The sequence below is a fragment of the Sanguibacter sp. HDW7 genome (genome assembly GCF_011300875.1).
Lineage (GTDB): Bacteria > Actinomycetota > Actinomycetes > Actinomycetales > Cellulomonadaceae > Flavimobilis.
The window spans coordinates 456,473-481,022 of the sequence record NZ_CP049862.1; the positions used below are offsets into that span (position 1 = coordinate 456,473).

At 72.8% G+C, this 24,550-nt stretch carries 21 protein-coding genes; 12 read left to right on the forward strand and 9 right to left on the reverse strand.

Going from position 1 to position 24,550, the window contains the following annotated elements:
• Positions 1-103: 103 nt before the first annotated feature.
• Both G7063_RS02110 and G7063_RS02115 read left to right on the forward strand, forming a co-directional pair.
• Positions 104-553 carry a hypothetical protein gene (locus tag G7063_RS02110; RefSeq protein WP_166412875.1) on the forward strand — a complete coding sequence of 150 codons (450 nt, stop codon included), beginning with the start codon at positions 104-106 and terminating at the stop codon, positions 551-553.
• 45 nt (positions 554-598) lie between these two features.
• Entirely contained in the window at positions 599-1,288 is a 690-nt protein-coding gene (locus G7063_RS02115) for a hypothetical protein (protein ID WP_166412876.1), read from the forward strand.
• A gap of 194 nt (positions 1,289-1,482) precedes the next feature.
• Here G7063_RS02115 and G7063_RS02120 read toward each other — a convergent pair whose 3' ends face one another.
• Complete coding sequence (locus tag G7063_RS02120; protein ID WP_166412877.1) at positions 1,483-2,790, reverse strand: alpha/beta fold hydrolase; 1,308 nt, start codon at positions 2,788-2,790, stop codon at positions 1,483-1,485.
• Positions 2,791-2,879: 89 nt separating this feature from the next.
• Positions 2,880-4,025, reverse strand: a complete 1,146-nt coding sequence (locus tag G7063_RS15195) for a hypothetical protein (protein WP_166412878.1) — start codon at positions 4,023-4,025, stop codon at positions 2,880-2,882.
• A 102-nt stretch (positions 4,026-4,127) separates the two neighbouring features.
• Here G7063_RS15195 and G7063_RS02130 point away from each other — a divergent pair, with 102 nt between their 5' ends.
• Positions 4,128-5,048 (forward strand): hypothetical protein, encoded by a 921-nt coding sequence (locus G7063_RS02130; RefSeq protein WP_166412879.1) that lies wholly within the window; start codon positions 4,128-4,130, stop codon positions 5,046-5,048.
• Between the two features lie 69 nt (positions 5,049-5,117).
• Here G7063_RS02130 and glpK read toward each other — a convergent pair whose 3' ends face one another.
• The 3 genes from glpK to G7063_RS02145 all read right to left on the reverse strand — a co-directional run bounded on the left by glpK (position 5,118) and on the right by G7063_RS02145 (position 9,387).
• Positions 5,118-6,635, reverse strand: a complete 1,518-nt coding sequence (glpK, locus tag G7063_RS02135) for a glycerol kinase GlpK (protein ID WP_166412880.1) — start codon at positions 6,633-6,635, stop codon at positions 5,118-5,120.
• Positions 6,636-6,748: 113 nt separating this feature from the next.
• The gene (locus tag G7063_RS02140) at positions 6,749-7,483 is read right to left on the reverse strand and encodes an MIP/aquaporin family protein (protein WP_166412881.1); all 735 of its coding nucleotides are present in this window, start codon (positions 7,481-7,483) and stop codon (positions 6,749-6,751) included.
• 152 nt (positions 7,484-7,635) lie between these two features.
• Positions 7,636-9,387 carry a glycerol-3-phosphate dehydrogenase/oxidase gene (locus G7063_RS02145; protein WP_166412882.1) on the reverse strand — a complete coding sequence of 584 codons (1,752 nt, stop codon included), beginning with the start codon at positions 9,385-9,387 and terminating at the stop codon, positions 7,636-7,638.
• A gap of 151 nt (positions 9,388-9,538) precedes the next feature.
• On the opposite strand from G7063_RS02145, the gene G7063_RS02150 reads away from it, so the two are divergent.
• Complete coding sequence (locus tag G7063_RS02150; RefSeq protein WP_166412883.1) at positions 9,539-10,552, forward strand: sugar-binding transcriptional regulator; 1,014 nt, start codon at positions 9,539-9,541, stop codon at positions 10,550-10,552.
• Positions 10,553-10,631: 79 nt separating this feature from the next.
• Here the strand turns inward: G7063_RS02150 and G7063_RS02155 are convergent, their stop codons facing one another.
• Positions 10,632-10,910: a hypothetical protein gene (locus G7063_RS02155; RefSeq protein WP_166412884.1), complete on the reverse strand. Its 279-nt coding sequence runs from the start codon at positions 10,908-10,910 to the stop codon at positions 10,632-10,634.
• 118 nt (positions 10,911-11,028) lie between these two features.
• Here G7063_RS02155 and G7063_RS02160 point away from each other — a divergent pair, with 118 nt between their 5' ends.
• Positions 11,029-11,544, forward strand: a complete 516-nt coding sequence (locus G7063_RS02160) for an amino-acid N-acetyltransferase (protein WP_166412885.1) — start codon at positions 11,029-11,031, stop codon at positions 11,542-11,544.
• Between the two features lie 115 nt (positions 11,545-11,659).
• On the opposite strand, the gene G7063_RS02165 is transcribed toward G7063_RS02160, so the two are convergent.
• Positions 11,660-12,544: an A/G-specific adenine glycosylase gene (locus tag G7063_RS02165; RefSeq protein WP_304610653.1), complete on the reverse strand. Its 885-nt coding sequence runs from the start codon at positions 12,542-12,544 to the stop codon at positions 11,660-11,662.
• A 328-nt stretch (positions 12,545-12,872) separates the two neighbouring features.
• Here G7063_RS02165 and G7063_RS02170 point away from each other — a divergent pair, with 328 nt between their 5' ends.
• Positions 12,873-14,660: an Ig-like domain-containing protein gene (locus G7063_RS02170; RefSeq protein ID WP_166412886.1), complete on the forward strand. Its 1,788-nt coding sequence runs from the start codon at positions 12,873-12,875 to the stop codon at positions 14,658-14,660.
• A gap of 111 nt (positions 14,661-14,771) precedes the next feature.
• Positions 14,772-15,362 (forward strand): hypothetical protein, encoded by a 591-nt coding sequence (locus G7063_RS02175; RefSeq protein WP_166412887.1) that lies wholly within the window; start codon positions 14,772-14,774, stop codon positions 15,360-15,362.
• A gap of 102 nt (positions 15,363-15,464) precedes the next feature.
• On the opposite strand, the gene disA is transcribed toward G7063_RS02175, so the two are convergent.
• Together disA and radA are read right to left on the reverse strand one after the other, a co-directional pair.
• Positions 15,465-16,529, reverse strand: a complete 1,065-nt coding sequence (disA, locus tag G7063_RS02180) for a DNA integrity scanning diadenylate cyclase DisA (RefSeq protein WP_166415151.1) — start codon at positions 16,527-16,529, stop codon at positions 15,465-15,467.
• A 52-nt stretch (positions 16,530-16,581) separates the two neighbouring features.
• Complete coding sequence (gene radA, locus G7063_RS02185; protein WP_166412888.1) at positions 16,582-17,985, reverse strand: DNA repair protein RadA; 1,404 nt, start codon at positions 17,983-17,985, stop codon at positions 16,582-16,584.
• A 99-nt stretch (positions 17,986-18,084) separates the two neighbouring features.
• Between radA and G7063_RS02190 the strand changes: the two genes are divergently transcribed.
• From G7063_RS02190 to G7063_RS02210, 5 genes are all read left to right on the forward strand, one after another.
• A complete protein-coding gene (locus tag G7063_RS02190; protein ID WP_240916158.1) occupies positions 18,085-19,122 on the forward strand; it encodes a LacI family DNA-binding transcriptional regulator in 1,038 nt (345 codons plus the stop codon).
• A gap of 263 nt (positions 19,123-19,385) precedes the next feature.
• On the forward strand, positions 19,386-21,074 hold the full coding sequence (locus tag G7063_RS02195) for an FGGY-family carbohydrate kinase (RefSeq protein ID WP_166412889.1): 1,689 nt from the start codon (positions 19,386-19,388) through the stop codon (positions 21,072-21,074).
• A complete protein-coding gene (locus G7063_RS02200; protein ID WP_166412890.1) occupies positions 21,071-21,769 on the forward strand; it encodes an L-ribulose-5-phosphate 4-epimerase in 699 nt (232 codons plus the stop codon). The genes G7063_RS02195 and G7063_RS02200 overlap by 4 nt, the downstream gene beginning before the upstream one ends.
• A 23-nt stretch (positions 21,770-21,792) precedes the next feature.
• Positions 21,793-23,298: an L-arabinose isomerase gene (araA, locus tag G7063_RS02205; RefSeq protein ID WP_166412891.1), complete on the forward strand. Its 1,506-nt coding sequence runs from the start codon at positions 21,793-21,795 to the stop codon at positions 23,296-23,298.
• Positions 23,299-23,523: 225 nt separating this feature from the next.
• Complete coding sequence (locus tag G7063_RS02210) at positions 23,524-24,510, forward strand: ABC transporter substrate-binding protein (RefSeq protein WP_166412892.1); 987 nt, start codon at positions 23,524-23,526, stop codon at positions 24,508-24,510.
• The last annotated feature ends 40 nt before the right edge of the window (positions 24,511-24,550 follow it).

Genomic DNA, 24,550 nt, shown 5'->3' on the forward strand with positions numbered 1-24,550 from the left:
AGGTCGCACCAGAAGGACTAGGTCGTGCAGGGTGCAAGCCGGACGACGTGCGCGACACAGGCACGGTGGAGGGCGACCGCCGCCCCCGTGAGGAGGGGCCGCCATGCCGTCGTCCGCCGTGGTCCCCGCGGACGTCCTGCTGCTCCCGCCCGAGGATGAGGCGTGGCTGCGCGTCGCCGACGTCCTCGCCGCGTCGTGGCTCGTGCTCGTCCCGCTCGCGCTGCTCGCCGTCGCGGTCTGCGCGCGTCGGCGCGGTTGCCGGGTTGCGCGCGCCGGCATCTGGGTCGGATCGCTCGTCGTCGTCGCGGTTCTCGTCACTGTTGCGCTGCGCGTGTGGCTCGTGCCGACGCTGTGGCCCGGGTTCTACGTCGACGACGTGGGCGGCGCGGGGCTCCCGACGAGGTTCCGCCCGACGCTCGGCTCGGCGTTCGGTGAGGTTGCCGTGCCTCTGGGTGCGGCCGCGCTCGCCGTCGTCGGCGGCGTCGTGGCCGAGAGGTGGGGTCGACGCGGATCCTCCCGTGGTCTGACGCCCGCGCAGGAGGGACTCTCCTAGCATCGGTCGCAGCGGCGCACCCTAGCGCTCGCGATGGGGGCGACGATGACGACGACAGACCGCACGAACGATCGCCCGACCCGGGGCGGCAGCGCGCGCACCCTGACCCGCCCCGCCCCTGCGCGCCGGCTGCTCGCACTGCTTGCCGCAGTTCTCTCGGCGCTCGCCGGTATCGCGGCGCTCGGTGCGACGGCGGTCGTCGGCGGCCACCGTTACGAGGGTGGCGGCGCCACGCTGACGTTTCCCGTGAGCGGTGCCCTCACGCAGGCCGAGGGATCGGTGAGCGCCGTGTCGCTCCGGTGGGTCGCGCTCTCCGAGAGTGAGCGGGCCTGGCTCATAGTGGCGCACCTCCTCGACGTCGTGTGGGTGCCCGGGCTGCTCCTGCTCACGAGCGTCCTCCTCGTCCGGCACGCGTCAGGCCGTCGCACGGCCGTGTGGGTCGGGGTCGTCGCGGTGGGCGTCGGGCAGCTCGTGGCGTCCGCGATCGCCGCGCTCCTGCGGGGCGACGTCCTGCCCGCGGTCGGCGCGCGGCTTCTCCCGACCGAGCCTGCTGAGGGCGGCACGATCCCGTACCTGCACCTCGAGACCGAGCAGGCCGGGGCGTTCGCCGCGAACGTCGGGGCGACGAGCGTCATCGTCGGGTTGCTCGTCGTCGTCGCGGGGCTCGTTCTCGCACTCGTGCGGGCGACGTCCCACGGAGCTGCGGGAACTGCCCCCGACGCGACGTCGGCGTGAGGCTGGTGCGATACCGGGGTCTACTTCCTGACCTTCTTGAACCCCCGAAGGGGACAACCCGTGTACCGCCTTACCGCCAGGTCGACCAACCAACCCCGACCCTATCCCCCGCCCCCCGCGAGATAGGGGCGGGAGCCCGAGACAGGGGTCTGCAGACCCCTGTCTCGGTGCTGTACCCCTATCTCGCGGACGGGTCAGAGGGCTTCGTCGAGGAGGTCGAGCAGGTGCGTGAGCGTGCCGCCGACGCGCAGGCCGTCGTGCTCGTGCTCGTTCGTCACCCACGTCCGCACGTTGCCGACGTCCGACGCCGTCGCGAGCGAGAGGTCCGCCGGCACGAACATGTCGTCGTGGTAGACGGCCGCGACGACGGGCACGTCGTTCGACGCGAGCCGGTCGACGTCGTAGAGCGACGGCCACTCCGTGCGCGCGTGCAGCGCCTCCGTCGCGGCACGGAACGGCCGCAGCTCGCTCATCTCCTCGAACATCCAGGGCAGGATCATCTCGCCCGTGAGCTGCAGCGGACGCGCGTCCGGCGCGAAGTCGTCCGGCATCGTCGCGTGCGCGGCCCACGGCCGCACGTCGTCGCCGCTCGCGTAGATCGACTCGTGCAGCACCGCGTACATGGGGTTCGTGCGGAAGCCCGTCGCCGCCTCGAGCCCCGCAAGGAACGTGTCGGAGAGCCGTTCGCCCGCGTCGGGGGAGCCGTCGGGCAGGAACGCGTCGTCGAGCAGCCAGTGGATGCGGTCCGCGCCCTGCTTCATGCCGAGGTCCATGCCGAGCGACTGCACGCGGCGCGTCGAGACGACGTCGCCGTTCGGGAGCGTCGTCGTACCCGCGTCGAGCACGTCCGCGACCCGCGCGAGCAGCGCGACGTCCTCCGGGTGGCGTGCGCGGAGCGCCGCGTTCTTGCCGCGCGTGCGCGCCCACGTGTTCGTGTAGAGCGCCGTCGCGTCCGGGCGCAGGCTCGCGAGGCCGCCCGTGACGAGGCACGCCTCGAGGGCCTCGGGGTGCTGCGAGAGGTAGGCGAGCGTGAGGAAGCCGCCGTACGACTGGCCGAGCGTCGACCACGTGCGACCGCCGAACACCTGCGCGCGCACCGCCTCTGCGTCCGCGATGATCGCGTCCGCGCGGAAGTGCGCGAGGTACTCGGCCTGCGCGGCCGTCGCCTCCGCCTGCGAGCGGCCGGCGGCGAGCGTTGCCATCGTCGCCGCGGTCACCGGGGTCGAGCGGCCCGTGCCGCGCTGGTCGAGCAGCACGACGCGGAAGCGCTCGAGCGCGGTGCCGACCCAGCCCTCCGCGCCCAGCGGACGCGGCGAACGGCCGCCCGGGCCGCCCTGGAGGAACAGGAGGAGCGGAAGGTCGTCGCCCGCGCGCGCCGCCGTGACGACCTCGCGCGCGAGGACCTGGATCGTGCGAGGGTCCGAGGGATCGCCGTGGACGAGGGGGACGGTGACGACGTGGTCGGTCACGCGGACGCCGGGAAGACGGTGGAGGGTGCTCACAGGGACATCGTCCCACCCGCCCGCGCCTTGCCACCTGCCGTGATCCGGCGCCCTGCCCGGCCCGCCCACCTGGGCGTCGGGCCGAGCCGTCACAGGTGCGGCGTGCACCGCCCCGCACCGAGGGCCGCAAGCCCCTCGATCTCGCCCGGCCCCCACGCCGAGACGCTGTTCGCGCCGCCGTACATGAGCGTCTCGGGCGCGTCGACGTGCCCGAGCCCGAGCAGGTGCCCGACCTCGTGCCGCAGCACACCCACGTACGCGGGCTCGCCCGCCTGCCGTGCCGCGTCGAGCAGCTCGAGGTCGAGCGCGATGCCACCCGTGACGTACCCGGTCTGGTTCCCGCGGGACACGTACTGCGCGCCGCCGAGCCCCGCGACGTTGCCGGCAAGCTCGGGGATCTGCTCGGGCGTTGCCCAGCCGACGATCGCGGGCGCCCACCGGTCGCCGTAGCGGCTCGGCTGGTAGGGCTCGCGGTCGAAGCTCACGCGCTCGTCGGTGGTTCCCTCGATGGCGATCGACAGGCCGCTGAGCGCCGATGCCTCGGCGAGCACCTGCCCGAGCCAGCCCTCGAAACCCTTGGGCGCGCCCGTGGGGTCGATGACGACGCGGATCGTGCGGCACGGCGACCATGTCGCGACGTCGGAGAGCATCTCGTGCGGGCCGATCCTGCTCGGGGTGACGGCGGGCAGGATGCGGTCCTTCTCGGCGTCGACCCCGGGCCGGGGCCAGTCGCCGCCGAGGCCAGGCGGCTCACCCAGCCACTGTACGCGCGGCACGTCGAGCGTCGGGGAGAGGCGATCAGGCCCGAGGAAGCGATCGAGACCGACGACCGTGACGACGAGGACGAGGACGAGCGAGAGCCACCCGCCGCGACGGCGGGGTACGGACCGCGTCCGGCGGTTTGGGTCGGACGCCGCGGAGTACACGAGGCGCGGCGCAGGGTACGGGTGCCGCTGCGCCGGAGGGTCCCACGAGGCCGCGGCCCGCTCGATCTCGGCGAAGGCGCGCGCGTAGGCCTCGTCGGACAGCTGCGGCACGCCAGGCCCGGGCTGGGGCGACCATGACACGGGAGCGTCGGGCAGGATCACGGGTACGGCGTCGTCGGGGGAGACGGGCGGGTCGTACGGCGACCGCGGCGTCCCCGAGGGCGGGCTGAGGGGTGACGGGTGGGACGGGTCCGCCGCATGGCGCCCGCGGGGCGCTGCGTCGTCGGGAGGGCCCTCGGGCGTCGTCACGGGACTCATCGTGCCGCACGCCACCGACATCGGACCACGCGCGGCATCGAAAAGCCGCGTGGGGTGTTGCCACCCAGGCGCGCGAGGCAGCAGGATGCGGCCGTGACCTTCACACCCGATGCGCCGAGACGCTCGATGGTGACGCTGCCTCGAACGCTCGCCGTCGTCGGGACCGCTGCCGTCCTCTTCCTCGTTCTCGCCCCGCTCCTCCCCAGCCGCGACGAGCCCTCTCCGGTCCCGTCAGTGTCGCCGGCCTCCACCCCGACGGCGATGCTCCGCCCTGACGTCGTCCATGACCTCCGTCCCGCGCCGGGGCTCGCGGAGTCCGTGGACCGGCTGCGTCCCGCCGTCGAGGCCGCGGCGACGGACGAGCAGTTCGCGTTTCTCGAGCAGCACACCGACGCGCCCGTGCGGTGGTCGCCGTGCCGGGGGATCCACGTCGTCATCAACCCCGGGTCAGCCCCCCGTGCGTTCGAGGCGAAGACGCTCCTCCTGCTCGAGGAGCTGAGCGATGCGACAGGACTGGTCTTCGTCTACGACGGCGTCACCGCGGAGCGGGTCGACATCGACCGGGACGACTACCAGCCCCAGATGTACGGCGGACGCTGGGCCCCGGTCCTCATCGGCTTCGGGGAGCTCGACGAGCACGGCGTCGACTTCCTGGGCCTCGCGCAGAACCTCACACGTTCATCGACCGAGCTCGAGGACGCCTGGGACGGGTGGGACCCGCTCGACGACGTCGGCTTCGACGTGGCGCACGGCGCGGCGTACGACGAGGCTCTCGGGTACGTGAGCGGCACGATCGTCCTCGACCCGAGCGTCCTCGACCTCGAGCCGGTGGCTGGCGAGATGGCCTGGACGGGCGTCCTCCGGCACGAGCTCGGTCATCTTGTCGGTCTTGACCACGTCGAGGACCCGATGCAGATCATGCATGCGTGGCAGTGGGGAGTCCGGACGTACGCAGACGGCGATCGCGCGGGCCTCGCCGTGCTCGGTGCCGGTGCGTGTCGCCCTGACCAGTAGCGGGGCACGACGACGGCCCCCGCCCGCCGCTCGAGGCGGCGGACGGGGGCCGTTCCCCCGGGACGGGGGTCAGAGCACGTCGTCGTCGACCCAGTCGAGGGTCTTGGAGACGGCCTTCTTCCACAGGCGGTACTGGCGGTCGCGCTCGTCGGCGTCCATGGTCGGCTTCCAGCGGCCGCCCTCGGCCCAGTTGTCGCGGACGTCCTGCTCGCCGGACCAGAAGCCGACGGCGATGCCCGCGGCGTAGGCCGCGCCGAGCGCGGTGGTCTCGGCGACCTTGGGCCGGACGACCTCGACGTCGAGGATGTCCGCCTGGAACTGCATGAGCAGCTCGTTGGACACCATGCCGCCGTCGACCTTGAGCTCGGTGAGCGGGACGCCCGAGTCGGCGTTCATGGCGTCGAGCACCTCGCGCGTCTGGAAGGCCGTGGCCTCGAGCGCGGCGCGGGCGAGGTGGTTCTTGTTGACGTACCGCGTGAGTCCGACGATCGCGCCGCGTGCGTCGGCCCGCCAGTGCGGGGCGAAGAGGCCGGAGAACGCGGGGACGATGTAGGCGCCTCCCGAGTCCTTGACCTTGCGGGCGTAGTGCTCGATGTCGGGGGCGTCCTCGAAGAAGCCGAGGTTGTCGCGCAGCCACTGGACGAGCGAGCCCGTCACGGCGATCGACCCCTCGAGCGCGTACACGGTCGGCTGGTCGCCGATCTTGTAGCAGACGGTCGTGAGGAGGCCGTTCTCGGACCGGACCGGCTCGGTGCCCGTGTTGAGGAGCATGAAGTTGCCGGTGCCGTAGGTGTTCTTCGCGGTGCCCGGCTCGAAGCACGCCTGGCCGAAGGTCGCGGCCTGCTGGTCGCCGAGGATGCCGGAGATCGGCACGCCGGGGAGCATGCCGCGAGCCCGTCCGTGCCCGTACACCTCGGAGGAGGAGCGGATCTCGGGGAGCATCGACATCGGGATGCCCATGTCCTTGGCGATGTCCTCGTTCCACGTGAGGGAGTCGATGTTCATGAGCATGGTGCGCGAGGCGTTGGTGACGTCGGTGATGTGCACGCCGCCCTCGACGCCGCCGGTCATGTTCCACAGCACCCACGTGTCGGTGTTGCCGAAGACGAGGTCGCCGCGCTCGGCGGCCTCGCGGGCACCCTCGACGTTGTCGAGGATCCACTTGACCTTGGGGCCGGAGAAGTAGGTCGCGAGGGGCAGGCCGACGATGGCCTTGTACTTCTCGGCCCCCTCGTCGCCGCCGAGCTCCTCGACGATCTTCTGCGTGCGGGTGTCCTGCCAGACGATCGCGTTGTAGACGGGCTTGCCGGTGGTGCGGTCCCACACGACGGCCGTCTCGCGCTGGTTGGTGATGCCGACGGCGGCGATGTCCTCGTGCGTCGCGTTGCCGCGCGAGAGCGCGATGCCGACGGCCTCGCGGACGTTGTTCCAGATCTGCTCGGGGTTGTGCTCGACCCAGCCGGCCTGCGGGAAGATCTGGTCGTGCTCGAGCTGGCCGACAGAGTGGATCGTGCCGTCGTGCGTGAAGAGGATCGCGCGCGAGCTGGTCGTTCCCTGGTCGATCGCCAGGACGTACTTCTTCTCCATGGTGGGGTTCCTTCACGTCGTCGTGGTCGGAGGGCTGCGGAGGTGGTGCGGTGGCGCCCGGGCCGGGCGCGGTCGGGATGCGGGCGGCGCGCACGCGCGCCGCCCGCGGCAGGTCAGATGTATGCGGCGCCGACGAGGCCACCGATGAGGCCACCGAGGAGCGGGCCGACGATCGGCACCCACGCATAGCCCCAGTCGCTCGAGCCCTTGCCCTTGATGGGCAGCAGGGCGTGCGCGATGCGCGGGCCGAGGTCACGGGCGGGGTTGATGGCGTACCCGGTCGGGCCTCCGAGGGAGGCACCGATGCCGACGACGATGAGGGCGACGCCGAGCGGGCCGAGGCCCGAGGGGGTCTGGCTGGAGACGACGACCCAGAAGACGAGGACGAAGGTCGCGATGACCTCGGTGATGACGTTCCAGCCGTAGGAGCGGATGCCGGGGCCCGTCGAGAAGACGCCGAGCTTGGCGCCCGGGTCGGCGTCCTCGTCGAAGTGCTTCTTGAACGCGAGGAACATGAGGACGGCGCCGAGGAAGGCGCCGAGCAGCTCTGCGGCGAAGTAGACGAACATGTTCCCGACGGTCGGGTCGATCACGCCGGCGTCACTCGTGAAGAACGGCTTGTCGGCGGCGAAGAGCCCGAGGGTCACGGCCGGGTTGAGGTGGGCGCCGGACTTGAAGGCGACATACACACCGGCGAAGACCGCGAGGCCCCAGCCGAAGTTGATGAGGAGCCATCCGCCGTCGAAGCCCTTGGACTTCGGCAGGAGGACGGTGGCGACGACACCGCCACCGAGGAGCAGAAGGATGGCGGTGCCGAGAACCTCGGACCAGAAGGCGTCCATCAGCATGAGGGTGCTCACTTTCAGGGGTGGACTTCGTTGTCACGCCCCGGCCGCGTCGGTGCGGTCGGGTGGGCGCCGCCCGGGTGGGCGGGGCAGGAAGGGTGGAGCAGGGTGGTGCTGTCCGGTTTTCGGTGCGGTGCCGGGGCGCCGCCCCAGGTTCAGCGACCGAGCGGCCGCAGGGGTGCGACGTCGGCGGCGGCGAGGCGGGTGCGCTCGGCCGACGCGTCGTCGGGCTGGCGCTCCGCCGCGGCCTCAGCCTCTGCGCGAGCGGTGTACGAGGTGACCTCGTCGAGGCGTCGGGGCTCGTCCCAGCCGAGGCGGTCCGCGGCGATGCGGGAGATCTCCTCGAGCGCGGCGAGCCCGCGGTCGCGGATCTCGTAGTTGAGTCGGGTGCGGTGGAGCAGGACGTCCTCGAGGTGGAGGACTCCTTCGGCCTCGACCGCGTACGCGATCTCGGCACGGAGGTACGCGGGGGCGTGCTCGAGCGGGCGGGCGAGGTCGGGCTGCGCCTCGCACAGCGCGACGAGGTCGCCGACGAGCGAGCCGTAGCGGTGGAAGAGGTGGTCGAGCATCGCGCGGTCCCAGCCGTAGGTGCGGGCGTGGCGGCGGGCCCAGTTGCGCTGCGCGTCGAGCCCGACGGCTCCGAGCAGCGGTGTCTGCGCCGTGACCGACGGCCGGGTGCGGGCCTCGACGCCGAGCGCGAAGTCGACCGCGTCCTCCGCCATGACCCGGTACGTCGTGAGCTTGCCGCCCGCGATGACGGTGAGCCCGGGGGTCGGCGAGGCGACGGTGTGCTCGCGGGAGACCTTCGCGGAGCTTGTGCCCTCCTTGGTCCCGGGCTGGAGGAGGGGTCGCAGGCCGGCCCACGTGCCGATGATGTCGTCCCGCGTGAGCGGGTCGGCGAGGACTGCGTTGGCGTGCTCGAGCACGTAGTCGATGTCCGCGCTCGTCGCGACGGGGTGCGTGAGCTCCTGCTCCCACGGGGTGTCGGTCGTGCCGATGACCCAGTAGCGCGACCACGGGATGACGAAGAGCACGGACTTCTCGGTCTGGAGGATCAGGCCGACGGTGCCGCGGATGCGCTCGCGGGGCACGACGATGTGGATGCCCTTGGATGCGAGGACGCGCAGGCCGCCGTCGGAGCCGGCGAGGGACTCGGTCTCCTCGGTCCACACGCCCGTCGCGTTGATGACGTGGCGCGCCTTGACAGGGAAGCGCTCGCCCGTCTCGAGGTCCTCGAGGACGGCGCCGTCGACCCGGCCCGACGGGCTCGACGTGAGCTCGACGACCTGTGTGCGGGTCGCGGCGTGCGCGCCGTACTCCGAGGCGGTGCGGACGAGCGTGAGGACGAGGCGGGCGTCGTCGACGGACGCGTCCCAGTAGCGCAGGGCGCCGACCGCGGCGTCGTGGCGCAGGTCGGGGAAGAGCTTCTCCATGCCGGTGCGCGTGAGGTGGCGGTGCCAGGGCATGGCGCGCGAGCCGGGAGCGAGGGTCGCGAGGCCGTCGTAGAGGGCGACGCCCGCGCCGATGTACGCGCGCTGCCACACGTGGTGCTCGAGCGGGAAGAGGAAGGAGACGGGCTTGACGAGGTGCGGCGCGAGCTTCTTGATGAGGAGGTCGCGCTCGGTGAGCGCCTCCTTGACGAGGTGGAAGTCGAGCATCTGCAGGTAGCGCAGGCCGCCGTGGACGAGCTTGGAGGAGCGTGACGACGTGCCGGACGCCCAGTCCTGGCTCTCGACGATCGCGGTCGTCAGGCCGCGGCTCACGGCGTCGAGAGCGATGCCGGCGCCAGTGACACCGCCGCCGACGACGAGGACGTCGAGCGGCTCGGTGACCGACGCGCGGAGGGCGTCGAGCGAGGCGCGACGGGTCGCCGGGGTGAGGCGGGATGCGGAACCGGAGACGGACATGGGGTCACCTTTCGTCGTCGTCGACCTGGTGACGTCCACGCAACCAGCGACGGCACGGACGCGCAACCGGGGTGCACAGATGTGCAAGGCTAGGACCTAGATCCCCGGGACAAACCCCCGGGTGCGGAGCAGGAAGGGTCAAGAGGTGGCCATGCGTGCACGTGGGAGGGACGTCCTCGCAGCGGCGTCGATGTACTACCTGCAGGACATGACGATGGAGACGATCGCTCGCCAGCTCGGCACGTCGCGCTCGACCGTCTCCCGGCTCATCAAGGAGGCGCGCGAGACCGGCGTCGTCGAGATCACGCTGCGTCCCACGCAGTCACGCGCCCCCGGCCTCACCCAACGCATCCGCGACCGCTACGGCATCGACGCGTACGTCGCCCCCGTGCCCGACTCCGCGTCCCAGGCCGACCGCCTCGACCACGTCGCACGCGCGGCCGCGCGCCTCGTCGGCTCGTGGTTCGACTCCGAGATGGTCCTCGCGATCGCGTGGGGCACGACGATCCACGCGATCGCCGAGCACCTCCAGCGCAAGCCCACGCGCGGTTCCGCCGTCGTCCAGCTCAACGGCGCCGCCAACACCCGCTCGAGCGGCGTCGACTACGCGGGCGACCTCATCTCCGGCTACGGCCGGGCCTTCGGTGCGCACGTCCACCACTTCCCCGTGCCGGCGTTCTTCGACTTCGCCGAGACACGCGACGCCATGTGGCGCGAACGCTCCGTGCGCCGCGTGCTCGACGTCCAGCGGCGCGCGGACATCGCGCTGTTCTCCGTCGGCGCGCTCGAGGGCGAGCTGCCGAGCCACGTCTACTCGGCCGGCTACCTCGAGCCGTCGGACGTCGAGATGCTCGGGGTCGAGGGCGTCGTCGGCGACGTGTGCACGGTGTTCCTGCGGGCCGACGGCTCGTTCTCCGACATCGCGATCAACGCGCGCGCGACCGGGCCGACGCCCACGCAGCTCCGCGAGATCCCGCGGCGCGTGTGTGCGGTCGCGGGCGACACGAAGGCCGTGCCGCTGCGTGCGGCGCTGCTCGCGGGCATCCCGACGCACCTCATCACGGACGAGCTCACGGCGCAGCGGCTCCTCGAGCTCGACGATGACGTCGACGACGACCCGACCTGGACTCCCGTCGGTGACCCCCATCCCCTCCGCGGCTCGTAGCGCTCCTCCACGCTGGTGATGCTCGCTACGAGCGTGCATCGATGCGACGAGTCGGCAGTCGGGGCGGAAGGGCCGCCGGTCAGGCCGCCGCGTTCTCCTCGCTGTCGAGGATCAGCCAGTCCGGCCACAGCTCCGACGACGCGAAGAGCGCGGCGCCCCACAGGACGAGGACCAGCGCGGTTGCGAGGATCCACAGCGCCCTCATCTTCCGGGGGGAGCTCCGGAGCGGCGTCGCGAGCGCGGCGAGCGGTCCGACGAGCGCGAAGGGAGCGAGGATCCCTGTGAGGGCGAGCATCGCGGCGAACCAACGGTCCTGGGTTCTTGACGTGACGGGCGGTGCTGCGACGGCGTCGGCCATGAGTGTTCCCCTCTCGGCGGCGTGAAGCTGTCCACTCTAGAGCAAAGATCTCGCTCTCACGATATGTCGCGATATGCTCGGCGCGCTGCCGCCGAGCACGGGGGAGTAGCGTTCTCGCGTGAGCTCCGCCCTTCCTGCCTTTACCGTCCGTCCCGCCCTGCCCGCCGACGTCCGCGCGATCCGCGAGCTCGTCGAGCCGTACGCGCACCGACGCATCCTCATCGCGAAGGAGCAGGTCACCTACTACGAGGCGGTGCAGGAGTTCGTCGTCGCGGTCGACGGCGCGGCCACGGTCATCGGGTGCGGTGCGCTGCACGTCATGTGGTCGGACCTCGCGGAGATCCGCACGCTGGCCGTCGGGCCGGGCTGGGTCGGCGCGGGTGTCGGGCACGCGATCCTCGACACGCTCGTCGAGCGCGCGCGGGCGCTCGGGCTCGAGCGCGTGTTCTGCCTGACGTTCGAGGTCGACTTCTTCGCGCGCCACGGGTTCGAGGAGATCGAGGGCACGGTCGTCACGACCGACGTCTACGCCGAGCTGCTGCGCTCGCACGACGACGGCGTCGCGGAGTTCCTCGACCTCGCGCGGGTCAAGCCGAACACCCTCGGCAACACCCGCATGCTCCTCCGCCTCTGAGGGCTGCCCGCCGGGCCCGGCCCGATACGCCGAGATAGCCCCTACGACGCGAGATAGGGCGTGCCAAGGACTGTCTCGCGTCGTAGGGACTATCTCGCGAGCACGTGAGGGACTGTCAGGTCGGGAGGTGGAGGCCGCCGGGCGACTCCTCCGCCAGGTGGTCCTCGACGAGGGTCGCGATGCAGCGTTCCAGCTGGGCCGCGTCGGGCCAGAGCTCCGCGAGCTCCGCGCGCGGGACCGGCACGGAGGCAGCGCGCAGCGCGCCCATGACGCGGCCGCGGCACTGCCGGTCGGTGCCCTCCCACGCCTGCGTCCGACGTCGGCCGGCGTGCTCGTCGGGCGGCGACCCTGCGAGACGCCACGCGCACAGGTCCGCGACCGGGCACTCGCCGCAGCGCGGCGCTCGAGCCGTGCAGACGAGCGCCCCGAGCTCCATCGACGCGGCGGCCCACGCGGCCGCGGACGCGTCGTCGTCGGGCAGGACCTGCTCCGCGAGCCGCACCTCCCCGGCCGTCTGGTGCGGGTGCGGCAGCGCCGTGCCCGCGACGGCGCGCGCGAGCACGCGCCGCACGTTCGTGTCGAGGACGACGGCCCGACGCCCGAACGCGAACGCCAGCACCGCCCCCGTCGTGTACGGGCCGATGCCCGGCAGCGCGAGCAGCTCCTCGGAGGTGGACGGCACCTCGCCGCCGTGCCGCTCGACGATCGTCCGCGCGCAGTCCTGCAGCCGCAGCGCACGCCGCGGGTAGCCGAGCGTGCCCCACATCCGCAGGACGTCGGCGGCCTCCGCGGCCGCAAGCTCGGCCGGGCCGGGCCACCTCTCGAGCCACGCGCGCCACGACGGTTCGACGCGTGCGACGGGCGTCTGCTGCGACATCACCTCGGAGACGAGCACGCCCCAGGGCGTGCGGTCGGGCGCCCGCCACGGCAGGGGCCGCGCCTCGCGCGCGAACCACTCGACCGTGCGGGCGCGCAGGAGGGCGGGGGAGGTGGTGGGCACGGAGCCATGGTCGCACCCGGCGGGCCGTCGGCCCGTCGCGCACGGCCCGCGAGCTAGTCCTCTCGACGCGAGACAGTCGCCGGCGCGCCCTGTCTCGCGCCGAGGGGACTAGGTCGGCGGACAGGCGCCGAGGGCCGGATCGCGACCCGGAGGGTGGCATCGCGGGTGAGAGTCCTCGGGTCGAGGGGTCCTGGCACCTCACCCCCTCACGACCTGCGGACGGGTGCCGGGTGACGTCCAGGGCGATCCCTGGCGTGCCACAGTGAACGCTGGTCGGCTGGCAGGACCGCCGGGCCACGGTGCCCGGCTCCGACCGACGGGAGCCGTCATGCGCCTGCACCACCGGACCATCGCCCTCCTCGGGGCACTCGCCCTCGCCCTGCCGGCCGTGCTCGTCGCGAGCCCGGCGCACGCTGCGGAGCTCGTCGAGTCCGAGCCGAACGACAACACGTCGGTGGCGGACGCGCTGCCGCTCGCGACGACGATCCGAGGCTCGTCGTGGTCCGACCGGTGGACGTACGACCGCGACTACTTCGAGACGACGATCCCGAAGGACTCGCGGCTCACGCTCCAGATGGTGTTCCCGTCGGGTCTCGTCGGCGGCGCGTACGAGGTGACGCTCTACGACGGCTCCGGAGGGAGGCGCGGGTCGTGGGAGCTCGAGGGGACTGACTCGGCGGGCGCGTGGGGGAGGGCGCAAGCGATCTTCGTGCCGGCGGGCAAGGTCAGGGTCCTCGTCGAGGCGCAGAGCACGGACGCCGTGTGGGGCAAGGAGTACACGCTGCGGCTCGACGCGACGCCGGGGTTCGTCGAGACGGAGGGGAACGACAACTCGTCGGTCGCTGACGCGCTGCCCCTCGCGACGGTCATCCGCGGCTCGACCTATGGGACGCAGTGGTACGACCGCGACTACTACGTGACGAACATCCCCAAGGACTCGCGCGTCACGCCGACGCTGACGTTCCCCTCGGGCCTCGTCGGTGGCGCGTACGACGTGACGCTGTACGACTCCTCGGGTCGGGCGCGCGGGTCGTGGGCCCTCGAGGGGTCGGACTCGGCGGGTGCGTGGCGGAGCGCGCAGGCGATCTTCGTCCCCGCGGGCCCGGTGACGATGCTCGTCGAGGCGCAGAACACGGACGCGGTGTGGGGCAAGGAGTACGCGTTGCGGCTCGACGCGACGCCGGGCTTCGTGGAGACGGAGTCGAACGACAACTCGTCGGTCGCTGACGTGCTGCCCCTCGGGACGACCGTCCTCGGCTCGGTCTACGGGACGTCGTGGTACGACCGTGACTACACGGTGACGCGGCTCGCGAGCGCGACGCGCGTGCGGGTCGGCCTGACGTTCCCGACGGGTCTGGCGGGGGCCGCCTACACGGTCTCGGTGTACGACGACTCCCAGCGGCTCGTCTGGTCGAAGGCCCTCACGGGAGCCGACGCCTCGGGGGCGTGGGCGTCGCGGGCGATCGTCCCCGCGACCTCGGGGAACCTCTACGTCCTCGTCGAGGCGAAGGATTCCGACGCCGTGTGGGGCAAGGAGTACCGCCTGCGCCTCGACCCGGTGGTGACGGCAGCCCGGCCGCGGGTGTCGGGAGCTGCGAAGGTCGGCAAGCGGCTCACGGCGGTCCCCGGCACGTGGACGTCCGGGGCGCGGCTCACGTACCAGTGGTTCCGGTCCGGCAAGGCGATCACGGGTGCGACGGCACGCACGTACGTCGTGCGCCCGTCCGACGCGGGGCGTCCGCTCACGGTGCGCGTCGCGGGCTCGCGCTCGGGGTACCTTCCCGCGAGCTCGACGTCCGCGAAGGTGACGGTCGCGCGTCTCACACCGAAGGTCACGGCGTCGAAGGTGACCGTGAAGAGTGGCGCGACGGCCCGGCTCTCGGTGTCCGTGGCGACGTCGGCGACCTCCCGCCCGACCGGCACCGTCACGGTGAAGGTCGCCGGGAAGACCGTCCGGGTCACGGTCTCGGCGAAGGCGAAGGGCAAGGTGAGGGTGACGCTCCCGAAGATCTCCAAGCGCGGCACCCACAAGGTGACGGTGACGTTCTCGCCGTCGGGCTCGACGAAGGTCTCGACGACGGCGCGGACGGTGACGACGACGGTGCGCGTGCGCTGAGCGCTTCGCGGGAGGGGCAGGCGCGCCCGGGTCGCACGATCCGGCGCGCCTGCCCCTCCGGTGTCGGTGGCCCGCACTACCGTGGGTCGCAGGACCGAGCGAGGAGGACCGGTGAGCACGCTGCTGAGACCCACAGGGTCATTGCCGCCACGCGTCTACTGGCGTCGCCGCCTCGTCGTGCTCGTCGTCCTCGTGGCGGTCGTCGCGCTCGCTGTCGTCGTCGTCCAGAAGATCGGCGACGGCCCGTCGACACCCAAGGACAAGCCGGCGGCCGGGGCCACGTCGTCGCCCTCCGAGACGCCGTCGGCGGGCGTCCCCATCTGCACGAAGGACGTCCTGGCGACGAAGCTCGAGGCGAACGGCAGCGAGTTCGCGGCCGGCGCCGAGCCCGCGTTCACGGTGACGATGACGAACACGTCGAAGGTTCCCTGCCTCGTCGACGTCTCCCACGAGACCCGGGTCGTCACCGTGACGTCAGGGCCCGCCCGCGTGTGGGGCAGCGGTGACTGCGTGAAGTCGAGCAAGCCGAAGACGCTGCTCGTCGGCGCCGGCAAGTCCGAGGCGTCGACGCTCACGTGGGACCGCACGCGCTCCGAGGAGGGCTGCCCCCGGACGGGTGTCGTGGCGAAGGCCGGGACCTACAAGGCGACGGCGACGGTTCTGGGCGCGGCGTCGAAGGAGATCTCCTTCGTCCTCAAGTGAGGCGGCCACACCGCCCGGTGGCGGTGCTCGGCACCGACGAGGGGACGCGGCTCAGAAGCTGCAGTCGCGCAGACGCTGCGGGCGCTCGGGCGGCGCGGATGCTCAGACGTACCGCTCGAGGATGCTCGACTCCGCGAGGCGTGAGAGACCCTCGCGCACGGCGCGGGCGCGCTGCTCGCCGACGCCGTCGACACCCATGAGCTCCTCGATCGTCGCTGCGAGCAGGCGCTGCAGCCCGCCGAAGTGGGTGACGAGCCGCTCGACGATCGCGCCGGGCAGGCGCGGGACCTTCGAGAGCAGGCGGTAGCCGTGCGGCGCGACGGCCGCGTCGAGGGCGTCGCCGCCGCCGGGCAGGCCGAGCACGCGGCCGATCTGCGAGAGGTCGAGGAGCTGCGTCGAGTCGAGCAGCGAGAGCGCCTGGAGGACGTCGGAGATCGAACGGTCCTTGGCGCGCAGCTCGACGTAGTCGCGGATGACGGCGTCGCGGTCGGAGCCGAGGCCGCCGACGAGCTCGTCGAGCTGGAGCGCGAGGAGGCGGCCGTCGGTGCCGAGCTCGATGACGTAGCCGGCGATCTCCTCGTGGATGCGGGAGACCATCTCGAGGCGCTGGACGACGGCGCACACGTCGCGGACGGTGACGAGGTCCTCGATCTCGAGCGCGGATAGCGTCCCGGAGACCTCGTCGAGGCGGGCGCGGTAGCGCTCGAGCGTCGAGAGGGCCTGGTTGGCGCGGGACTGGATGACCTCGGTGTCCTCGAGGACGTGGCGTCCGCCGTTGGTGTAGACGGCGACGATGCGCATGGACTGCGACACGGAGATCACGGGGAATCCGGTCTGCTTGGCGACGCGCTCGGCGGTGCGGTGACGCGTGCCGGACTCCGACGTGGGGATGGTGGCGTCCGGGAGGAGCTGGACCGCAGCGCGCACGATGCGCGAGCTGCGCGGGTCGAGGACGATCGCGCCATCCATCTTCGCGAGCTCGCGCAGGCGGGTCGCGGAGAAGTCGACCTCGAGCTCGAAGCCGCCCGAGCACAGGGACTCGACGACGGGGTCCATGCCCATGACGATGAGAGCGCCCGTGCGTCCGCGGAGGATGCGTTCGAGCCCGTCACGGAGCTCGGTGCCGGGCGCGACGGCCATGAGGGTGTCGCGCAGCTGGGCGTCCATGTGGGCGGAGATCTGGGGCACGTCGCGATCCTATCTGTCAGGCCCGCGGTTCTCAGCGGGTGGCGCGCTCGTCGGCGTCGGCGAAGTACAGCTCGGCGGCCTCGGCGACATGGTGGACGGGCCGGATCGTGAGCCCTGCGGGCAGCCGGGCGGGGTCGAGCTGGGAGGCGGAGGCCGCGGGCACGACGGCCGTGCGCAGCCCGAGGCGGGCGGCCTCACCGAGCCTCCGCGCGAGCGCCGCGACGGGTCGTAGCTCACCCGAGAGCCCGACCTCGCCGATCGCGAACGTGCCGCGCGGTAGCGCGCGGTGGCGGGCGGCGCTCATGACGGCGAGCGCGACAGCGAGGTCCGCGGCGGGCTCGGAGACGCGCAGGCCGCCGACGGTCGACGCGTAGACGTCCTGCTGGTCGAGGCGCAGCCCCGCGAAACGGTGCATGACGGCGAGCAGCATGGCGAGACGCGAGGAGTCGAGGCCGTTCGTCGTGCGCCGGGGGTTGGGGACCGTCGACGGGACGGCGAGCGCCTGGACCTCGAGCGGAAGCGGCCGGCGGCCCTCGAGGGTCACGGTGACGCACGTGCCGGGGACGTCCTGGACGGCCGCGGAGACGAAGAGCCCCGAGGGGTCGGCGAGACCGACGATGCCGCCCTCGGTGAGCTCGAAGCACCCGACCTCGTCCGTCGGTCCGTAACGGTTCTTCACGGCGCGCACGAGCCGCAGGCTCGAGTGCCGGTCGCCCTCGAACGTGCAGACGACGTCGACGAGGTGCTCGAGCGTGCGCGGGCCTGCGACAGAGCCGTCCTTGGTGACGTGACCGACGAGCAGCACGGGCATGTTGCGGGACTTGGCGGCCTGGATGATCGAGGAGGCGACCTCCCGCACCTGGGCGACTCCGCCCGGCCCGCCCTCGACCGCCGTGGAGGCGATCGTCTGCACCGAGTCGAGCACGAGGAGGTCGGGCTCGCTCGCCTCGACGTGCCCGAGGACGGTGCCGAGGTCGGTCTCCGAGGCGAGGAGCAGCGAGGGTGCGAGCGCCCCGATGCGCTCGGCGCGCAGGCGCACCTGCCCCGCGGACTCCTCGCCCGAGACGTAGAGGACGGTGCGGCCGCCCATCGCGGCGATTGCCGCGACGTCGAGCAGGAGGGTCGACTTGCCCACGCCGGGCTCCCCGGCGAGGAGGACGACGGCGCCGGGCACGAGTCCTCCGCCGAGGACCCGGTCGAGCTCGTCGACGCCCGTCGGCACGGCGCGCGCCGCGTCGACCGGGACCTCGGAGATCGGCACGGCGGGGGTGCGTGCGGGCGAGGTCGCGGCGGTGCGAGGCCCCGCAGGGGCCTCGGCCTCCGCAACGGTGCCCCACTCCTGGCACTCGCCGCAGCGCCCGACCCACTTCACGGTGGTCCAGCCGCACTCGGTGCAGCGGAACGCGGGGCGGGGACGGGGTGTGCGGGCGGCCATGGCGACACGGTAGCCGGGGCCACCGACATCGCGGAGTCGGGCCGAGCACCTGCGATAGTGGGGCCTGGTCCGCGTGGCGCGGGCCGGAGGAGGGTCGCCATGTCCGAGGACGGACGGACGCCGGACCGCGCGCCGTCGATGGCCGACGTCGCGCAGGTCGCCGGGGTCTCGCACCAGACCGTGTCGCGCGTGCTCAACGACCACCCGAACGTGCGCCCTCAGACGCGGGCCGCGGTCCTGAGCGCGATCGAGCAGCTCGGCTACCGGCGCAACAGCGCGGCCCGCGCGCTCGTCACGCGGCGCTCGGGCGTCCTCGGCGTCGTGACGACGGGCTCGGCGCTGTACGGCCCGTCCTCGACGCTCCTCGGGATCGAGCTCGCGGCGCGCGAGCACGGCTATGTCGTCACGGTCGCGACGGTGACGTCGTTCGAGCCGGCGACTATGTCGGCGACCGTCGAGCAGTTCCTCGAGCAGCGCGTCGAGGGGATCATCGTCGTCGCGCCGCAGGTCGACGCGACGCGCGCGATCCTCGAGCTCGGCGCGCCGGTGCCGATCGTCATGGTGTCCTCGTCGTCGGTCGACGCGCGCGGCGCGGGTGCGTCCGCGGTGCGGTCGGTGGGCGTCGACCAGGTCGCGGGCGGGCGTCTCGCGACGGAGCACCTGCTGGGGCTCGGGCACCGCGACGTCCTGCACGTCGCGGGACCGCAGGACTGGTTCGACGCGCGGGCGCGCCTGGTCGGCTGGCGGGCGGCTCTCGACGCGGCGCCCGGCGCGACGGGGGAGCTCGTGCAGGGCGACTGGACGGCGGACGTCGGCTACGAGCTCGGGCTGCGGCTCGTCCGAGAGGGTCTGCCGTCGGCGGTGTTCGCGGCGAACGACCAGATCGCGCTCGGCATGCTGCGGGCGTTCTGGGAGCGGGGCGTCGTCGTGCCGCGGGACGTCTCGCTCGTGGGCTTCGACGACGTCGCGGGTGCGGACCACTTCATCCCGCCGCTCACGACGGTGCGGCAGGACTTCGTAGCGCTCGGGCGTCGTGCGCTCGCGGCGACGGACGCGATGGTGACGGGCGGGGAGCCGGACTCGTCGCCGCTCGTCCCGGAGCTCGTGGTGCGCGCCTCGACGGCGCGCCCGGCGTAGCGCCGGGCACACCCCTGGCGCAGGGCCCGACGCGCGGGCTGTGTTGCGGCCGGCGTTCCCCTGGCGTAGCGCCTGACGTGCGCCCGGTGCAGCGCCCGACGCGCCGCTGGCGCAACGCCCGACGCACGGCCCGCGTAGCGCCCGACGAGCCCAGGCGTCGCGCCCACCGCTGCCGCAGAATCCCGCCCCGCGTGGGCCGGGGCTGGCGGAGAGGCCGATCCACGTCTTGCGATCTCGCAATTGTGAGCGCTAACATTCCCAGCATGGAGCAAGGAAGCCCCCGCACCGATGCGGCCCGCACCCTCACCGAGGGGCGCGCCGTCCTCGGCATCGAGCTCGGCTCGACGCGCATCAAGGCCGTCCTCGTCGACGCCGACCTCACCCCCCTCGCGCAGGGTTCCCACGCGTGGGAGAACGACCTCGCGGACGGCACCTGGACCTACCCGCTCGACGCCGTCGAGACCGGCCTGCAGGCCGCCGTCGCCTCCGTCCTCGCGGACGCCGAGGCCCGCCACGGCGTCCGCCCGAGCACCCTCGGGGCGCTCGGCGTCTCCGCGATGATGCACGGCTACGTCGCGCTCGACGCCGCCGGCGAGCTCCTCGTCCCCTTCCGCACGTGGCGCAACACCTCGACCGGGCCGGCCGCCGCGGAGCTCACCGCGCGCCTCGGCGTCAACATCCCCCTGCGCTGGTCCGTCGCCCACCTCGTCCAGGCGGTCCTCGACGACGAGCCCCACCTCGCGCGCCTCGCACGGCTCACGACGCTCGCGGGCTACGTCCACCACCGCCTCACCGGCCGCCACGTGCTCGGCGTGGGCGACGCGTCGGGCATGTTCCCCGTCGACCCCGTCACGCGCGGCTACGACGCGGACCGCCTCGCGGCGACCGATGCCCTGCTCGCCGAGCACGGCCACGCGCTGCGGCTCGCCGAGCTGCTCCCGACGCCCCTCGTCGCCGGTGCGGACGCGGGCACGCTCACCGAGGCCGGCGCGCGCTACCTCGACCCGACCGGGACCCTGCGGGCCGGCGTGCCCGTCGCGGCGCCCGAGGGTGACGCCGGCACAGGCATGGTCGCGACGGCCGCCGTGCGACCGCGCACGGGCAACGTCTCCGTCGGCACGTCGATCTTCGCGATGGTCGTCCTCGAGCAGCCCCTCGCGCGCGTCCACCCGGAGATCGACGTCGTCACGACGCCCGCGGGCGACCTCGTCGCGATGGTCCACTGCAACAACGGCGCGAGCGAGCTCGGCGCCTGGGCTGCGCTGCTCGGCGAGCTCACGTCCGCGCTCGGCACGCCCGCCACGTCCGACGACGTCTTCGCGGCGCTCCTCGGCGCGGCCCCGGGTGGTGAGCCCGACGCGGGCGGCATCGTCGCGTACAACCAGGTCTCGGGCGAGCCCGTCGCCCACCTCGACGCCGGGGCGCCGCTCGTCGTCCGCACACCCGGCAGCCGCCTCACGCTCGCGAACCTCGCGCGCGCCCAGGCCTACGGCGTCTTCGCGACGCTGAGCCTCGGGCTGCGGGCCCTCGCGGAGGAGGGCGTCGTCATCGACTCCCTGCGTGCGCACGGCGGGATCTTCCGCACGGCCGGCGTCGCGCAGCGCTTCTGCGCGGCCGCGGTCGGCGCGCCCGTCGTCGTCGGCGAGACCGCGGGCGAGGGCGGCGCGTGGGGCATGGCCGTGCTCGCCGACCTGCGCCGCGAGGTCGCCTCGGGTGCGGGCATCGTCCCCGACCTCGGCGACCACCTCGACCGCGTCGTCGGCGCGCGCTCCGCGACGTCCGTCGTCGAGCCCGACCCCGTCGACGCCGCGGGATACGCGACCTACCTCGCCCGGTACGAGGCTGGGCTCGAGGCGGTCCGGGTCGCGGCCCGGACCCTCACGCCCCCGCCGCCCACGGCCGACGCCCTCGTCGCGGCGGGTGCCGCGACCTCCGGAAGGACCGACGCATGACCACGCTCGACGCCCTGCCCGCCGACGTCCGCGACGAGGTCGCGCGCGTACGGGCGAAGGTCGCCCGTCTCCACGCCGAGCTGCCCCGCTGGGGGCTCGTCGTCTGGACCGCCGGCAACGTCTCGGAGCGCGTGCGCGTCCCCGGCGGCGAGGACCTGCTCGTCATCAAGCCGTCGGGCGTCACGTACGACGAGCTCACCGCGGACGCGATGGTCGTGTGCGACCTCGACGGCGTGCTCGTCGACGGCGACCGCGCCCCCTCCTCGGACACCGCCGCGCACGCCTACGTGTACCGGCACATGCCCGAGGTCGGGGGCGTCGTCCACACGCACTCGACCTACGCGACGGCCTGGGCCGCGCGCGGGGAGGAGATCCCGTGCGCGCTCACGATGATGGCCGACGAGTTCGGCGGGCCCGTGCCCGTCGGGCCCTTCGCGCTCATCGGCGACGACTCGATCGGTCGCGGCATCGTCGACACGCTCACGGGCTCACGCAGCCCGGCCGTCCTCATGCGCAACCACGGCCCGTTCACGATCGGTCGCGACGCGACCGCAGCCGTCAAGGCCGCGGTCATGGTCGAGGAGGTCGCGCGCACGATCCACATCGCCCGCCAGCTCGGCGAGCCCGACCTCATCGCCGACTCGCACGTCGACGCCCTCTACGCCCGCTACCAGAACGTCTACGGCCAGCACTGACGCCGGCCACCACGGAGCACACCATGACGAAGCCCTACGCCGACCGCGAGATCTGGTTCCTCACCGGGAGCCAGGAGCTCTACGGGCCGGACACCCTCGCGCAGGTCGCGCAGCAGTCCCAGGAGGTCGCGCGCGTCCTCGACGCCTCGCCCGACGTGCCCGCGCGCGTCGTGTGGAAGCCGGTCCTCACGACCGCTGACGCGATCCGACGCGTCATGCTCGACGCCAACGCCGACGACCGCGTGCTCGGCGTCGTCACGTGGGCGCACACGTTCAGCCCGTCGAAGATGTGGATCACGGGCCTCGACCTGCTGCGCAAGCCGCTGCTCCACCTGCACACGCAGGCGAACGTCGAGCTGCCGTGGGACACGATCGACTTCGACTTCATGAACCTCAACCAGGCGGCGCACGGCGACCGCGAGCACGCGTACATCCAGACGCGTCTCGGGCTCGCGCGCACGACGGTCGTCGGGCACGTGTCGAACCCCGCAGTGACGGCGCGCGTCGGCACGTGGGTGCGTGGCGCGGCGGGCTGGGCGGCGACGCACGAGCTGCGGCTCGCGCGCTTCGGCGACAACATGCGTGACGTCGCGGTGACTGAGGGCGACAAGACCGAGGCGCAGCTGCGGTTCGGGGTGTCGGTGAGCACGTGGGGCGTCAACGACCTCGTCGCCGTCGTCGACGCGGCCGCGGACGACGAGGTCGATGCGCTCGTCGCGGAGTACGAGGCGCTCTACGACGTCGCTGCGGAGCTGCGGCGCGGGGGCGGCCGTCACGACGCGCTGCGCTATGCCGCGCGCCAGGAGATCGGCCTCGAGCGGATGCTCACGAGCCTGGGGGCGAAGGCGTTCACGACGAACTTCGAGGACCTCGGCGGGCTGCGTCAGCTGCCGGGCCTCGCGGTGCAGCGCCTCATGTCGAAGGGCTACGGCTTCGGCGCCGAGGGCGACTGGAAGACGGCGGTGCTCGTGCGCGCCGCGAAGGTCATGGGGGAGGGGCTGCCGGGCGGCGCCTCGCTCATGGAGGACTACACGTACGACCTCACGCCGGGCGACGAGCGGATCCTCGGGGCGCACATGCTCGAGATCTGCCCGTCGCTCACGACGTCGACGCCGCGCGTGGAGATCCACCCGCTCGGCATCGGGGGCAAGGAGGACCCGGTGCGCATGGTGTTCGACACGGACCCGGGGGTGGGCGTCGTCGTCTCGCTCGCGGACATGCGTGACCGCTTCCGCCTCACGGCGAACGTCGTCGACCTCGTCGAGCACCCGCCGCTGCCCCACCTGCCGGTGGCGCGTGCGGTGTGGCGGCCTCGGCCGGACCTGTCGACGTCGGCGGAGGCGTGGCTCACGGCGGGCGGCGCGCACCACACGGTGCTGTCGACGGCTGCCGGCGTCGAGGCCTTCGAGGTCTTCGCGCAGATCGCGCGGACGGAGCTGCTCGTCATCGACGAGAGCACGACGCGTCGTGGTTTTGCCGACCAGGTGCGGTGGAACCAGGTGTACTTCCGGATGGCCCAGGGGCTCTGACGCCGTCCGGACCGGACCTGCCGCGACCCCGTCCTCGGGGGAGCGGCAGGTCCACGCCCCGGTTGCCCGGGGCGGGCGCGGTACGCGGGGGATCGTGATCAAAAGGTGACACGTAGCCCTTCGCACCGCGTGTTGTGAGCGCTAACATTCAATCAGGCAGGAGTCGCTGACGACTCCGCGCACCGCTGGACCACAGACGGCCCGGCATCTCAAGGAGGAGAGAAAATGCGTCACTCGAAGCTCGGTCGCCTCACCATCGCGGCCCTCGCCACCCTGTCCCTCGCCACCCTCACCGCGTGCGGCGGCGACGACGCCGGCGACGGCGGCACCACCGCAGGCGGCGGCGACAAGGCCGGCAACATCAAGGTCGGCTTCTCCCAGCTCGGCGCCGAGTCCGGCTGGCGCACCGCCAACACCGAGTCCGTCAAGGCCAACCTCACCGCCGACAAGGGCTTCGACCTCACGTTCGTCGACGCCCAGCAGAAGCAGGAGAACCAGATCAAGGCCCTGCGCGACTTCATCGACCAGGACGTCGACGTCATCGCGTTCTCGCCCGTCATCGAGACCGGCTGGGACGAGGTCCTCCAGGACATCAAGGACGCCGGGATCCCGCTCGTCCTCGTCGACCGCACCGTCGACACGACCGTCGCCGACCCCTACGTCACCTGGATCGGCGCCGACTTCACCCAGGAAGGCCGCACTGCCGGCGAGTGGGTGAAGAAGAACTTCCCCGACGCCAAGATCTTCGAGCTCCAGGGCACCATGGGCTCGGGCGCCCAGACCAACCGCCAGGAAGGCTTCCGCGAGGTCATCGGCGACAACGTCATCGGTGAGGCATCCGGCAACTTCACGCGGGCCGAGGGCAAGGCCGCCGTCGAGGGCGCGCTCGCCGCGTACAAGGACCTGGACCTCATCTTCGCCCACAACGACGACATGGGCCTCGGCGCCATCGAGGCCCTCGAGGCCGCCGGCAAGAAGCCCGGCGTCGACGTGAAGATCGTCACCGTCGACGGGGTCCGCGACGGCCTCCAGGCCCTCAAGGACGGCAAGTTCAACTACGTCGTCGAGTGCAACCCCGCGTTCGGCAACCAGCTCGCCGACCTCATCCGCTCCGTCAAGGCCGGCGAGTCCGTGCCGAAGGAGACCATCGTCATCGACGAGGCCTTCGACCAGACGATCACGCAGGAGTTCATCGACGCCCGCACCTTCTGACCCCACCCGGCGTCCGGCCCGTCCCCGCGGGCCGGACGCC